Below are 13464 nucleotides of genomic sequence, written 5' to 3' on the forward strand. Positions count from 1 at the left end.
GCCGGCGGCGCTGCGTGCCGACTGCCCCTGGAACCGCGGGTCGGTCGCCACCTGGCTCTCGCCCGAGGTCGAGGTGGACACGGGCTCGCTGGCACCGCCCTACGCCGCCGAGCGTTCCGGTCGATGGGAGGAGGCTGCGGCGCTCTGGGACCGCCTCGGCTGCCCCTTCGAGCAGGCGCTCGCCTTGGCCCGCAGCGGGGAGCGGGAGGCGCTGACGGACGCCGTCCGCGGGTTCGACCGGCTCGGTGCCGGCGGAGCGGCTGCGCGGGCGCGCTCGATGCTTCGCGCGGGGGGATGGCCCGCGCCCCGGCCGCCGCGCGGGGCCCCGCACGTGCACGGGCTGACGGCGCGTGAGGTCGAGGTGCTCGCCCTCGTCTGCGAGGGGCTCACGGACGCCGGGGTCGCCGAGCGGCTGCAGATCTCCCGGCGCACCGCCGAGCACCACGTCGCCTCGATCCTCGCGAAGGTGGGCGCGACGTCCCGCCGCGAGCTGGTGGGCGTGGGTAGCGGTGAGCCGCAGGATGGGTAGCCGCCACCGATGAGGAGTGCAGTGCCCGGCGCCTACACCTGAGGGACCACACCCTCAGGGAAGGACCACCACCATGCCGCTCTTCATGGACGTCCACAGCCTCGGCGACGGAGTCACCCTCGCCGACGTCGCGACGGCCCACGCCGCCGACCTGGCCATCCAGGGGGCCCACGACGTGAGCTACCTGCGCTACTGGGTCGACGAGGGCCGGGGGCAGATCTTCTGCCTCGTCGAGGCGCCCGACGCCGAGGCCGCCCACACCGTGCACCGCGAGGCCCACGGCCTGGTCGCGGACGAGATCTACCGGGTGGAGGAGGGCTGACATGCCACCGACCCACGCGCCCGCCCGTCGCGGCCTGGCCGTCATCCTCGGCGGCGCCCTCCTCGGCGCCGGCGGCTGCGCGACCGACCCGGGTGCCGGGCCGGCCGCCCACGAGCGCTCGCACGCCGACGACCGGCTCGAGCTGGACCACTACCTCGCGAACCGCTCCGCGACAGCCACGGCGCGGGACGAGCACGGGGGGCACGGCGCGTCTGTGAGCCGCACCGATCGGGCCCGCGCGCAGCTGGCCACCGCGGCCTTCCAGGACGTGAGGGCCGCGGAGGCCGCCGGCTGGCGGAGCAGCCTGACGACGCTGGGCTGCTTCCAGGACCCGGAGCGCGGCGGGATGGGTGTGCACTACGTCAACGACGCCCTCCTCGACGACCGGGTCGACGTCAGGCGGCCCGAGGCGCTCGTGTACGAGCTGGGCCGCGGCGGCCGCGTAACCGGGCTCGTCGCCCACGAGTACATCGTGCCGGTCGACGCGTGGCACCGGACCTCGCCCCCGCAGCTCTTCGGCGTGGCCTTCCACCGCCACCCCAGCCTGCCGCTCTACGTGCTGCACGCGTGGCTGTGGAAGGACAACGCCCGCGGCGACCTCGACGACTGGAACCCCGCCGTGCGCCTCTGCCCGCCGGGCGTCCCGATCTTCGGGCAGGCCCGGCCGACGGGCGATGGCCGCTCCTGAGGCCGCGTCGCGGGTCCCGCCCGGGCGGCCGCCCCCTAGCATCGGGCCCCATGAGCGAGACGACGCCCGCCGCCGCCCCGGGGAGCGACCCCGACATCCTGGACCCCGCGCACCGGACCGACCGTCGCCGCACGGTCGCCGTGGTGGGGGTGCTGCTCGGCGTCGCGGTGCTCGGCTTCGTCCTGTGGCGCGGCAGCTCGATGGTCTTCTACGTCATCATGAGCTGGTTCGTCGCGCTCGCGATGGAGCCGGCCGTCTCCCGCCTCACCCGCTGGATGCCGCGCGCCGCCGCGACCGCCACGGTGATGCTCACGACGCTCGTCGGCCTCGCCGCCTTCCTCTGGCTGTTCGGCAGCCTGCTCGTCGACCAGCTGACGGCCCTCGTCACCGCGGTCCCGGGCATCGCGGCCGACGTGCTGGAGCAGGTCAACAGGGCCACGGGCTCGCAGTACACCTACGACGACCTCCTCGACCAGGCCGGCATCTCCGCCTCGGACCTCAGCGGCTACGCCCAGAACGTGGCCTTCGGCGTCGTCGGGTTCCTCACGGCCCTGCTCGGCGCGTTCTTCGGCATCTTCGTCGTCGCCTTCCTCGTCTTCTACATCTCGGCCGGGATGCCGCGCCTGCGGCTCTGGCTGGCCGGCCGGATGAACCCTCGCGTCCAGGTGCCCTTCCTCACCGCGTGGGACCTGGCCAAGGTCAAGGTCGGCAACTACATCGCCGCGCGGGTCGTGCTCGCCGCGCTCAACGCCTCGTTCAGCATGGTCGCGTTCTTCCTCCTCGACCTGCCGTACTGGCTGCCGCTCGCGCTCTGGACCGGCCTGGTCGCGCAGTTCATCCCCAACATCGGCACGTACGTGTCGATCGCCCTGCCGGTCGTCGTCGGCCTGACCTCGCCCGACCCGTGGCTCGGTGTGTGGGTGCTCGCCTGGGGCATCGCCTACCAGCAGGTGGAGAACCTCACCATCGAGCCGCGCATCTCGGCCAAGGCCGTCGACGTCCATCCGGCCGTGTCGTTCGGCGCGGCGCTCCTCGGGGCCCAGCTGTTCGGGCTGTCCGGGGCGCTGATGGGGGTGCCGCTCGCGGCCACCGCGATGGCGATGCTCGAGATCTACCAGCGGCGCTACGAGATCACGCCGGAGACCGAGGAGCGGGTCGCCGCCCTCGTCGCCCCGCGGGTCGACCCCGAGGAGGACGAGCCCGAGCTGCCGGCGCTCGCCGAGGCCCGGGCCGCGGCGCGCGAGGACGCCGGCGAGGAGTCCCGCAGGGGCTGACCGGCCGTCAGTGCGCGCGGCGGGGGCGGCGGCGGGAGAGCGCCACCAGCCCGGCGCCGACCCCGAGCAGGAGCGCGCCGAGGACGAGGGGTGCGGCCGGCTCGGCGCCCGTGGCCGCCAGCCCGCCGGACGGGGTGCCGCCGGACACCGGGCCGGTGGTGGATCCCGGTCCGCCCGGCGTGCGGGTCGGCGGGGCCGGCTCGCCCGAGGTGGTCGGTGCCGGAGACGTCGGGGTGGGTGTGGGGCTGGTGGTGGGTCCGGGGTCCTCGGTGAGGACGATCGGGGAGAGGGTCGTCCCGTCGCACCCGAGCGTGACGTCGGCCGGTGCCGGTGCGGTCCAGCCGTCGGGCGGGTCGACGGCCACGTCGAGGTCTCCGACCGGCAGCCCGCCGACGGACCACGTGCCGTCGCCGGTGCTGGTGTCGCGGCCGACCTCGGTGCCGTTCTCGAGCACCCGGACCACGGCCCCGGCCATCGGGAAGCCCGTGCGGTCGACCACGGTGCCCGACAGGGTGCGCAGCGAGCGCAGGGCGGTGGTCAGGCCGGTGACGTCGCCGTCGGACAGGTCGAGGGTCCGCGTTGCCGCGCCGTCGACCGCGGCGGTCTGCGGCGGCACGACGCGCAGGCGCCAGTCGGCGGTACCGAGCAGGCCGGTCAGCGACCAGGTGCCCTCGGCGCCGGTGGTGTCGGACGCGGCCACGGAGTCGTCCGGCCGCAGCGCCTCGACCCGCACGTCCTCGAGGTCGGCGGCGCACGGCGCGGTGAGCGAGCCCGAGACCGCCTGCTCGGCGGTGGCCAGCCAGAGCTGGTAGGTGGGGAGGCCCTGCTTCCACGTGGAGGTGACGGTGAGGGAGCGCAGCGGCACCGTCGGGGCGAGCCATCCCACGGCACCGGTGGTGTCGCAGCGGGTGGTGTCGGTCGGGCAGAGCGGGTCGGCGAGCGTCACCGACGTGCCGCCCGTCGTCGCGGTCGGGACGGCGTACGGGGCGGTGAGGCCGGAGCACGCGGAGGCCCGGGGGCTCGCGTCGCACGCGCTGAAGGTCTCGACGAGCCCGAGCCGCACGCCGGTGACGGGGTTCCCGTCGACGTCGGTGCCGGTGACGGTGAGCGTCTCGGCGTCGACGTCACCGAGGGCCAGCCCCCAGCCGCCGACCGGCGTGGGCGCGTCGAAGGTCAGCGTCGTCACCGATGGCGACCCGGCGTTGTCGGCGGCCGGACGCAGGGAGACGTACTCCCGGTCCTGGCCGGAGCCGAACCGCGCCCCGAAGGACGACGACGCGGGCAGCCACGTGGTGGCCCCGCCGAACACCTGCGCCGTGGCACGGGACGTCGAGGTGAGCGACACCGCGGGGAAGCCGGTGGCGAGGCCGGCGGCGCTCGCCGTGTACGCGCCGCCGTCGCCGGACAGGGTCCAGTCCGCATAGCCCTCGCTCGGGGCGGCCGACGCCGGTACCGCCCCGGTGCCGAGGACCGCCGCCGCCACCGCGACGAGCCCGAGCAGCCGGACCCCGCGACGCGCCGCCCGGTGCCCACCCCTGTGTCCCATGGGGGAACGCTAGGGACGCCGTGACGGTGGCGGGGCGCGCGGGACCGGATTTCTCGCGCCTCGCCGCACCCCGGGCCATTACTCGCGAGTCACCGGAGTTCGATGGCAGGCTCGGCGCATGTTCTCGCGGATCGCCGTCGTCAACCGGGGAGAGGCCGCGATGCGGCTGGTCCACGCCGTCCGTGACCTCAACGCGCAGCGCGGGCCGGGGGAGCCGCGCACCGAGGTCGTCGCGCTGCACACCGAGGCCGAGCGCTCGGCGATGTTCGTCCGCGAGTCCGACGTCGCGTACGACCTCGGTCCCGCGTCGGCCCGCCCGTACCTCGACCTGCCGAAGCTGCGGACCGCCCTGCTCGAGACCCGGGCCGACGCCGTCTGGGTCGGCTGGGGATTCGTCGCCGAGGACCCCGCCTTCGCCGAGCTGTGCCGCGAGATCGGCGTGACCTTCATCGGCCCGAGCCCCGAGGCGATGCGCAAGCTCGGCGACAAGATCGGGTCCAAGCTCATCGCCGAGGAGGTCGGCGTCCCGGTCGCGCCGTGGAGCCGCGGCGGCGTCGACACCCTCGAGGAGGCCAAGGACGCGGCGGCGCGCATCGGCTACCCGCTGATGCTCAAGGCCACGGCCGGTGGCGGTGGGCGCGGCATCCGGATGGTCGCCTCCGACGCCGACCTCGAGGACGCCTACCAGCGCACCCGCGAGGAGGCCGAGCGGGCGTTCGGCTCCGGTGTCGTCTTCCTCGAGAAGCTCGTCACCGGTGCCCGGCACGTCGAGGTGCAGGTCATCGCCGACGGCCAGGGCACCGCGTGGGCCATCGGCGTGCGCGACTGCTCGGTGCAGCGCCGCAACCAGAAGGTCATCGAGGAGTCGGCCTCGCCGGTGCTCGACGCCGAGCAGGCCGCCGAGCTCAAGGCCGCGGCCGAGCGGCTCGCCATCGCGGTCGACTACGCGGGCGCCGGCACGGTCGAGTTCCTCTACCACCCGGGCGACCGGTTCTTCGCCTTCCTCGAGGTGAACACCCGTCTGCAGGTGGAGCACCCGATCACCGAGGTCGTCACCCGCACCGACCTCGTGCGGCTCCAGATCCACGTCGCCGGTGGTGGCCGGCTCGAGGGCGAGCGCCCCGACGAGCTCGGGCACGCCGTCGAGGCCCGGCTCAACGCCGAGGACCCCGACCGCGACTTCGCGCCGTCACCCGGCCGCATCGCCCACCTCGCGCTGCCGGCCGGCCCGGGCATCCGCGTCGACACCGGTGTGGCGGAGGGTGACTCGATCCCCGCCGACTTCGACTCGATGATCGCCAAGATCATCGCGTACGGCCGCGACCGCGACGAGGCGCTGGCCCGGCTCCGGAGGGCGATGCGCGAGACGACCGTCGTCATCGAGGGCGGTTCGACCAACAAGTCGTTCATCCTCGACCTCCTCGACCAGCCCGAGGTGGTCAGCGGGAGCGCCGACACCGGGTGGATCGACCGGGTGCGCTCACAGGGGCGGCTCGTCGCCAGCGAGCACTCGGGGGTCGCCCTCGTCGCGGCGGGCATCGAGGCCTACCTCGACGCCGAGGCGCTCGAGCGGGCCCGTCTCCTCGAGACCGCCCGGGGTGGCCGGCCCCAGGTGCAGCACGACGTCGGCCGGGCCGTCGACCTCAAGCTGCGCGGCACCGCCTACAAGGTCACCGTGTTCCGCACGGGGCCCTCACGCTTCCGGGTCACCGTCGCCGACCCCGCCGGCGCGGCGCACACCGTGGACGCCGACCTCGAGCGCGTCGGGGCGTACGCGAGCCGCATCGGGGTCGGGGGGCGCACCCACCGGCTCGTCACCGCGGCCCACGGCCCGGTCCAGCTCGTCGAGGTCGACGGCGTCACCCACCGCGTCAGCCGTGACGAGGGTGGCGTGCTGCGTTCTCCCGCACCGGCACTCGTCGTGGCCACCCCTGTCGCTGCCGGCGAGGAGGTTGCGGCCGGGGCTCCCGTCCTCGTCCTCGAGTCGATGAAGATGGAGACCGTGCTGCCCGCGCCGTTCGCGGCCCGGGTCAAGGAGCTGCTCGTCGCCACGGGCAGCCAGGTCGAGACCGGCGCCGCCCTCGTGCGGCTCGAGCCCACCGGCGACGCCGCCGAGGTGGCGGCCGAGACCGCCGACGGCGCCGACCTCGACCTGCCCGACGGTCCCGACGACGCCGACGTGGCCGAGCGGGTCGCCCGCGGACGGGCCGACCTGTCCGCGATGCTCCTCGGCTACGACCTCGACCCCGCCCACGAGAGCCGCTCGCTCGAGGCCTACCTCTCGGCCCGCGACGAGCTCGCCGGGTCGGGGACGTCGGTGGTCGACGAGGAGATGCCCCTCCTCGAGGTCTTCGCCGACCTCGCCGAGCTCGCGCGCAACCGCCCCGTGGGGCAGGAGACGCACGTCGAGAACCGCGTCCACAGCCCGCGCGAGCACTTCCGCACCTTCCTCCAGACCCTCGACCCCGAGCGCGGCGCGATGCCGGCCGACTTCGTCGGGCGGCTCGAGCGGGTGCTGCGGCACTACGGGGTCGAGTCCCTCGACCGCACCCCCGACCTCGAGGGCGCGGTCTTCCGGGTCTTCCTGTCCCAGCAGCGCTCGACCCCGGAGGTGGCGATGGCCACCTCCATCCTCCAGCGCTGGCTCGCCGAGCCCGCGCCGTCGGGGGAGGCGGGGGCGGCCGCGCACGACCTCCTCGACCGGCTCGTCGTCGCCACCCAGCTGCGCTTCCCGATCATCGGCGACCTCGCGCGCAGCGTCCGGTTCCGCTGGTTCGACCAGCCGCTCGTCGACGCCGACCGTCGCTCCGTGCTCGGTTCCGTCGGAACCGAGCTCGACCAGCTCGACGCCATGGCGCCGGGCCCGGAGCGGACCGCCCGCGTCGACGCGCTGGCGGCCATCCCCGAGCGGATCGTCCGCTTCCTCGGCGAGCGGCTGCGCGGTGGCGTCGCCGAGCGCGAGCCGATGCTCGAGGTCCTCGTCAAGCGCCACTACCGGGGCTACGAGCTGAGCGGGCTCGAGGAGCGGACCGAGGACGGCCGCGCGGTCGCCGTCGCCGACTACGTGCTCGACGGCCGTGCCACCCACCTCGTGAGCACGATCGGCACCGTCGACGAGCTCGCGGCGGGGTCGTCGCTGGCCACGCTGCTCGAGCGCCTCGCCGGCGGGCGGGCCGAGGGCCAGGACGTCGTCGTCGACCTCTACGTGCACTGGCCCGACCTGCCCACCGACCCCGAGGCCGCCTCGGCCGAGCTGGCCGAGCGGGTGGCCGCGATGCCGTTCGTGCAGGGCTGCCGCCGGGTCGCCGTCGGGGTCGTCCCCGACGACGCCCGGGAGGTCGGGTACTTCACCTACCGCCCGGACGAGGGCGGCGGGGTCGTCGAGGACACCCCCGTGCGCGGGGTGCACCCGATGGTCGGCCGCCGGCTCAACCTCTGGCGGCTGCGCGACTTCGCGCTGACCCGCCTCGAGGCCCCCGAGGACGTCCTGCTCCTCCACGCGGTGGCTCGCGACAACCCGCAGGACCAGCGGCTCGTGGCCCTGGCCCAGGTCCGCCAGCTCGTCGTCGTCCGTGACGACGCCGGCCGGGTCACCGCGCTCCCGCACGTGGAGCGGGCGCTGGCCAACTGCCTCGAGGCCGTGCGGCGCGCGCGCCAGACGCTCGGCGGCGGGGCGCGCCTCGACATGAACCACGTGTGGCTGCACATCTGGCCGCCGGTCGAGGGGGACCTCGACCAGCTGACCGCCCTGCAGGGCAAGGTCGCCCCGATGACGGCCGGCGCCGGGATCGAGGAGGTGCGCATCGAGGGCGAGATCGCCGCCGACGGCGACCACACCGTGCCGATCTGCGCGCGCTTCACCTACCAGCCGGGGTCCGGCGTCACCTTCACGGTCGAGCCGCCGCCCACCGAGCGCCTCGCGCCGCTGGACTCCTACGCGGAGAAGGTCGTCCGCGCCCGTCGCCGCGGTCTCGTGTACCCGTACGAGCTCGTGTCGATGGTCGCCGGCGGCGGCGGTGAGGCCGTCGAGCACGACCTCGACGAGTCCGGGCGCCTCGTGCCGGTCGACCGCCCCTACGGGCAGAACACCTCCGGGATGATCTGCGGTGTCGTCACGACGCCGACGCCGCTGCACCCCGAGGGCGTGACGCGGGTCCTGCTCTGCGGCGACCCCCTGCGCGCGCTCGGCGCCGTCGCCGAGCCGGAGTGCCGACGCGTCATCGCCGCCCTCGACCTCGCCGAGGAGCGGGGGTTGCCCGTCGAGTGGTTCGCGCTGTCGGCCGGAGCGCGCATCTCGATGGACTCCGGAACCGAGAACATGGACTGGGTCGCCAAGGCGCTCAAGCGGATCATCGAGTTCACGCAGGCCGGGCACGAGATCAACGTCGTCGTGGCCGGCATCAACGTCGGGGCGCAGCCGTACTGGAACGCCGAGGCGACGATGCTCATGCACACCAAGGGCATCCTCGTCATGACGCCCGACTCCGCGATGGTCCTCACCGGCAAGCAGTCGCTCGACTTCTCGGGTGGCGTCTCGGCCGAGGACAACTTCGGCATCGGCGGCTACGACCGCGTCATGGGCCCGAACGGGCAGGCGCAGTACTGGGCCAAGGACCTCGTCGACGCGTACGGGATCCTGCTGCAGCACTACGAGTCCACCTGGGTGGCGCCGGGTGAGGGCGGCCCGCGCCGCGCCCCGACGAGCGACCCGGCCGACCGCGACGTGTCGGTGTACCCGCACGTGATGGAGGGCAGCGACTTCACGACGGTCGGCGACATCTTCTCGTCGGTGACCAACCCGGACCGCAAGAAGGCCTTCGACATCCGCACGGTGATGCGGGCCGTCGCCGACCAGGACCACGCCACCCTCGAGCGCTGGGCCGGGATGGCCGACGCCGAGACGGCCGTGACGGTCGACGCGCGCATCGGCGGTATCCCGGTGGCGCTGTTGGGGATCGAGTCGCGCACCGTGTCGCGTCGGGGCTTCCCGCCAACCGACGGTCCCGACACGTACACGGCCGGGACGCTCTTCCCGCGGTCGTCGAAGAAGGCGGCCCGGTTCATCAACGCGGCGTCGGGCAACCGCCCCCTCGTCGTGCTGGCCAACCTGTCCGGCTTCGACGGGTCGCCGGAGTCGATGCGCAGCCTCCAGCTCGAGTACGGCGCCGAGATCGGCCGGGCCATCGTCAACTTCGACGGGCCCATCGTCTTCGTCGTCATCAGCCGCTACCACGGCGGCGCGTTCGTCGTGTTCTCCAAGGCGCTCAACGAGCGGATGACCGTCCTGGCGATGGAGGGGTCGTACGCCTCGGTCCTCGGCGGAGCCCCCGCGGCGGCCGTGGTCTTCGCCCGCGACGTCGACGCCCGCACGGCGGCCGACCCGCGGGTGGCCGACCTGGAGGCGCGGGTGCGCGAGGCGTCAGCGGCCGAGCGGCCAGTGCTGGCCACCGAGCTCGCCACGGTGCGCCAGGCGGTGCGCTCGGAGATGCTCGGGAAGGTCGCCTCGGAGTTCGACCGCGTGCACGACATCCACCGCGCGGTGGAGGTCGGCTCGGTCGACGCCGTCATCGCACCGGAGGAGCTGCGGCCGCGGATCGTCGCCGCCTTGGAGGCCGGTCTCGGCTGACGGGTTGCCCGCTCGGTTTGCTCCGTATTTCGGATCAAACCGTCTGCAGGGCAGCCGAATTCGCCTGTGGAAACCCTTGTCGATCGTACGTCTGTTCGGTACGATGAGGCATGGACAGGGGGACGATCAGCAGCCGCATCGCGGCACTGCGCGAGGAGTGCGCGCAGCTGGGTCGTGAGCTGGTCGAGTCCGGTCACGGGTTGTCGTCGGAGGACGCGTTCGCGCTGGCCGGGGAGGCGCAGGGGCTGGCGAACGCGGCCGATGCGTTGGTGGCGGTGTCGGCGGCGTGGGGTGCGCGGTTCGAGACGCGGCTCTCGGGGGATGGTCCGGCCGAGCGGGTGCACCCGGTGGGGTTCGTGGACGGCATGTCGGGCGTGATGTTCTGTCTGGAGGCCGGCCTGACCGAGGGCGTGGCGGGGCGGAAGGTCACGCTGGGGGCGGTGCTCGGTGAGCGGTTTCCTCGCATCCGCGCGCTGTTGGTCGATGGCGCAGTGGGCACGATCACCGCGCAGAAGGTGATCGACGCGTGCGCCGGCCTGGACATCGACGCGTGCCGGGAGGTGGATGCCGAGCTCGCACGACGGCTGCCCGGCCTGGACCCGGCGCGGGTGATGTCCGAGGCGCGTCGGGTCGCGACGCGGGTGGCGGCGGACCAGGTCGCGGCGCACGTGGCACTGACGAAGTCGGGGCGGCGGGTGGAGGTGTGCCCCGGCGCGGACGGCCTGAGCGAGTGGTTCGCCTCGCTCCCGACCGCGACCTCGGCGGCGATGTGGTCGGCGGTCGAGCAGCTGGCCGGGGAGTACCGCCAGGTGGATGACTCCCTGTCGGTGCCGGAGTCCCGCGCGGACGCCCTGACCGACCTGGTGCTGCGCAACGTGTCCGTGTCGGCGCAGGTGACGCTCGGGGTGCCGGTGGTCACCGACCGCCCCGCACCGGAGCCCGAGGAGGGTGAGCGGTTCCGGGTGGATTGGGACGACGACGACACGATCGTGGACCACACCACCGGCGTCGAGACCCGCTACGGCGACCTCGACCCGGCCACGCGCGAGGAGCTGTCCTGGGTGTCGATGTCGCCCGAGTCGTTCAGCGACCGCGCGGACGTGATGGCCGAGGTCAGCCCCGGGTTCTGCGTCTCCGGGACGCACCTGCCGAACGTGGGCTGGGTCGACCCCGCCACCCTGGCGAACCTCCTCAAGCTCCTGCCGATGGAGGTCGCCCGGGCGGTGCTCGAGGCAGAGACCGGCACCCTGGCCAGTCTCACCACCGGCGCCTACAGGCCGACCAAGGCCATCACCGCGTTCGTCAGGACCCGCGACGGGACCTGCCGGATGTGGGGCTGCACCCGGCCCGCGGAACGCTGCGACCTCGACCACGTCCGAGCCTGGCCCGACGGCACCACCACGCCTACCTGCCTCGAAGACCTCTGCCGCCGCCACCACCGCTTCAAGCAGCTCGGCCGCTGGCGACCCGTCATGTCACCCGACGGCACCATCACCTGGCACGGCCCGAACGGGCGGACCCGCACCACCGAACCCCAGCACCGCCTACCCGTCTGAGCGGGTCGGTGCGGCCCACACGACGCAGGCCACCAGGACCGAGCGCACGCCACGGTGCCCGAACCGTTGCTGCCGGATGTCGGGCACTGCGCGACGGTGGAGACCTATCCTCGCGGCATGGATGAGTCTCAGGGGGGTGTCCGGGCCCACGTCGGCGGCGATGTGGACGCGAAGGTGTATGGCATCGGGTGGATCGGCGTGCTGGCGGCGGCCGCCGGTGTCGTCATCGGGGTCGCCATGATGTCCTCCGGGGACGGGTCCGGTCTCGTGGGCGCGGCAACCACAGCGGTGTCCGTCTCGCTGGGTGTCCTGACCTACCTCGTGACCAAGGTGCTGGACCGGCAATGACGTCCCGTCGGGTCCTCACCGTCGGGGTCGCGTTCGTCCTGCTCGTCGGGGCCGCCGTCGCTGCGATCCTCGTCCTCCCCCCGCGGCAGAGCGCCGACGTCGCGATGCCGGCGGCCGACGCGGTGCCGGAGCAGGTCGTCACCGCCTTCGTCGCGGCGCTCAACGCCCACGACTGCACGGTGGCCGAGGCGCTGTCGACCCCGGAGGCTCGCGACCAGACCGCCTCGTGGTGCCGTGACGTCGGGGCCCTCGACGACCTCGGGGTGGCGCCCCACGTCCTCGAGCCCCCGGAGGACAGCGGCCGCGCGGCCGACGAGCTCGTGGCGAACGTCGGCGTGACCTTCGACCTCGACTGGCGGCCCCTCCGCAGCGACGTCTCGATGCCCGAGGGCGAGACGACGTGGGGCTACCTCCTTGTGCGCTCCCCGAGGGAGCGGGCCTGGCGGGTCTTCGAGCAGGGGGTCGGCTGACCCGGAAGATCCGGCAGGATGTCGGGGCTTGACCCTCGAGCAGGTCGAGACCGGAGGGTGGGGACATGGAGAACGAGCTGTACGGCATCGGCAGGGTGTCCGCCCTCAGCGGGCTGCCCGTCAGTGCGCTGCGCTTCTACGACGGTGCCGGGGTCCTGACGCCATCGATGGTCGACCCGTCCTCGGGCTACCGCTACTACGAAGCCGGGCAGGTCGCCCGGGCCCGACTGGTGGCGCACCTGCGACGGGTCAGCCTGCCGCTGAGCGAGATCCGCGCCGTGCTGGCCGACCCGGCGCAGGCCGGGCCGGTCCTCGCGGCGCACCTCGCCCGGCTCGAGGCCGGCCTCGCCGACGCACGCAGGGAGATCTCCATCGTCCACCAGCTGCTCGACACCACGGAGACCGCCATGCACCGATGCACCCTGCCCGCCGCCGCCCTCGTCCGCGCCCTGCGGGAGGTCCGGTACGCCGTCGGCGAGGACCCCGAGCAGCCCCGCCTGCACGGCGTCCACCTCGACGGAGAGGCCGACCGGCTGCGGGTCGTGGCCACCGACCGGTACCGGCTCGCGACGAGCGAGGTCCCCACGGCGGAAGGGGCCGGCCTGCACCTCCTCCTGCCCACGACGGCCGTCGACGAGCTCCTCGCCGCCGACCCCACCGGTGACCTCGACGTCGTCGTCACCGACGGGACGATCACTCTCACCGGCACCGACGTCACCGTGCGGGCGGAGGTGCCCGACGTCGACTACCCCTCCTACCGAGCCCTGCTCGAGCACGGCCGACGGCAGGTCCCGGTGGACGTTCCCGCCCTGCGGGCCCGGCTCGAGGGCGACCCCGACGAGGTCAGCCTGCTGAGTGTCGGCACGGACGACGTGCGCGTGGGGGAGAGTGGCCACCCCGGGGACGTCGTGGTCGCGGTGAACCGCCGGTTCCTGCTGGAGGCCCTCGCGGTCGGCGACCAGCTGACCCTCGGCCTCGACGACCCCATCTCGCCGCTCGCCGTCCGCGATCCCGGGCGCGAGGGGGTCATGTCCGTCCTCATGCCGGTCCGCCAGGACCAGCCCGCCTGACGCAGCCGCCGACTCGGTACGCTCGGGCTCCGCCG

10 protein-coding genes are annotated in these 13464 nt (G+C 74.2%); 9 read left to right on the forward strand and 1 reads right to left on the reverse strand.

All coding sequences use genetic code 11. The features are described from left to right. The 4 genes from ACQZ2A_RS18250 to ACQZ2A_RS18265 all read left to right on the forward strand — a co-directional run. Positions 1 to 529 (forward strand): helix-turn-helix transcriptional regulator (locus ACQZ2A_RS18250; protein WP_430213930.1); only part of this gene is annotated, 529 nt, incomplete at its 5' end. 73 nt (positions 530 to 602) lie between these two features. After that, positions 603 to 851: a DUF4242 domain-containing protein gene (locus ACQZ2A_RS18255; RefSeq protein ID WP_430213932.1), complete on the forward strand. Its 249-nt coding sequence runs from the start codon at positions 603 to 605 to the stop codon at positions 849 to 851. A gap of 1 nt (position 852) precedes the next feature. Then, on the forward strand, positions 853 to 1539 hold the full coding sequence (locus ACQZ2A_RS18260; protein ID WP_430213934.1) for a hypothetical protein: 687 nt from the start codon (positions 853 to 855) through the stop codon (positions 1537 to 1539). A 50-nt stretch (positions 1540 to 1589) separates the two neighbouring features. Then, the gene (locus tag ACQZ2A_RS18265; RefSeq protein ID WP_430213935.1) at positions 1590 to 2813 is read left to right on the forward strand and encodes an AI-2E family transporter; all 1224 of its coding nucleotides are present in this window, start codon (positions 1590 to 1592) and stop codon (positions 2811 to 2813) included. Between the two features lie 7 nt (positions 2814 to 2820). Here ACQZ2A_RS18265 and ACQZ2A_RS18270 read toward each other — a convergent pair whose 3' ends face one another. Next, a complete protein-coding gene (locus ACQZ2A_RS18270; protein ID WP_430213937.1) occupies positions 2821 to 4359 on the reverse strand; it encodes a carboxypeptidase regulatory-like domain-containing protein in 1539 nt (512 codons plus the stop codon). 118 nt (positions 4360 to 4477) lie between these two features. On the opposite strand from ACQZ2A_RS18270, the gene ACQZ2A_RS18275 reads away from it, so the two are divergent. From ACQZ2A_RS18275 to ACQZ2A_RS18295, 5 genes are all read left to right on the forward strand, one after another. Then, entirely contained in the window at positions 4478 to 9985 is a 5508-nt protein-coding gene (locus ACQZ2A_RS18275; RefSeq protein ID WP_430213938.1) for a carboxyl transferase domain-containing protein, read from the forward strand. 110 nt (positions 9986 to 10095) lie between these two features. Further along, complete coding sequence (locus ACQZ2A_RS18280) at positions 10096 to 11541, forward strand: DUF222 domain-containing protein (RefSeq protein ID WP_430213939.1); 1446 nt, start codon at positions 10096 to 10098, stop codon at positions 11539 to 11541. Between the two features lie 54 nt (positions 11542 to 11595). Further along, positions 11596 to 11889, forward strand: a complete 294-nt coding sequence (locus ACQZ2A_RS18285; protein ID WP_430213940.1) for a hypothetical protein — start codon at positions 11596 to 11598, stop codon at positions 11887 to 11889. Continuing rightward, positions 11886 to 12359, forward strand: a complete 474-nt coding sequence (locus tag ACQZ2A_RS18290) for a hypothetical protein (RefSeq protein ID WP_430213941.1) — start codon at positions 11886 to 11888, stop codon at positions 12357 to 12359. The genes ACQZ2A_RS18285 and ACQZ2A_RS18290 overlap by 4 nt, the downstream gene beginning before the upstream one ends. 65 nt (positions 12360 to 12424) lie before the next feature. Then, a complete protein-coding gene (locus ACQZ2A_RS18295) occupies positions 12425 to 13429 on the forward strand; it encodes a MerR family transcriptional regulator (protein WP_430213942.1) in 1005 nt (334 codons plus the stop codon). The last annotated feature ends 35 nt before the right edge of the window (positions 13430 to 13464 follow it).

It is taken from the genome of Phycicoccus avicenniae (genome assembly GCF_050496545.1).
Classification (GTDB): domain Bacteria; phylum Actinomycetota; class Actinomycetes; order Actinomycetales; family Dermatophilaceae; genus Phycicoccus; species Phycicoccus avicenniae_A.

Excerpts from the sequence above, each read along its gene's own strand:
- ACQZ2A_RS18295 (WP_430213942.1), top strand. The coding sequence starts at position 12,425 with ATGGAGAACGAGCTGTACGGCATCGGCAGGGTGTCCGCCCTCAGCGGG.
- ACQZ2A_RS18260 (WP_430213934.1), top strand. The coding sequence starts at position 853 with ATGCCACCGACCCACGCGCCCGCCCGTCGCGGCCTGGCCGTCATCCTC.
- ACQZ2A_RS18270 (WP_430213937.1), bottom strand. The coding sequence starts at position 4,359 with ATGGGACACAGGGGTGGGCACCGGGCGGCGCGTCGCGGGGTCCGGCTG.
- ACQZ2A_RS18280 (WP_430213939.1), top strand. The coding sequence starts at position 10,096 with ATGGACAGGGGGACGATCAGCAGCCGCATCGCGGCACTGCGCGAGGAG.
- ACQZ2A_RS18275 (WP_430213938.1), top strand. The coding sequence starts at position 4,478 with ATGTTCTCGCGGATCGCCGTCGTCAACCGGGGAGAGGCCGCGATGCGG.
- ACQZ2A_RS18290 (WP_430213941.1), top strand. The coding sequence starts at position 11,886 with ATGACGTCCCGTCGGGTCCTCACCGTCGGGGTCGCGTTCGTCCTGCTC.
- ACQZ2A_RS18265 (WP_430213935.1), top strand. The coding sequence starts at position 1,590 with ATGAGCGAGACGACGCCCGCCGCCGCCCCGGGGAGCGACCCCGACATC.
- ACQZ2A_RS18255 (WP_430213932.1), top strand. The coding sequence starts at position 603 with ATGCCGCTCTTCATGGACGTCCACAGCCTCGGCGACGGAGTCACCCTC.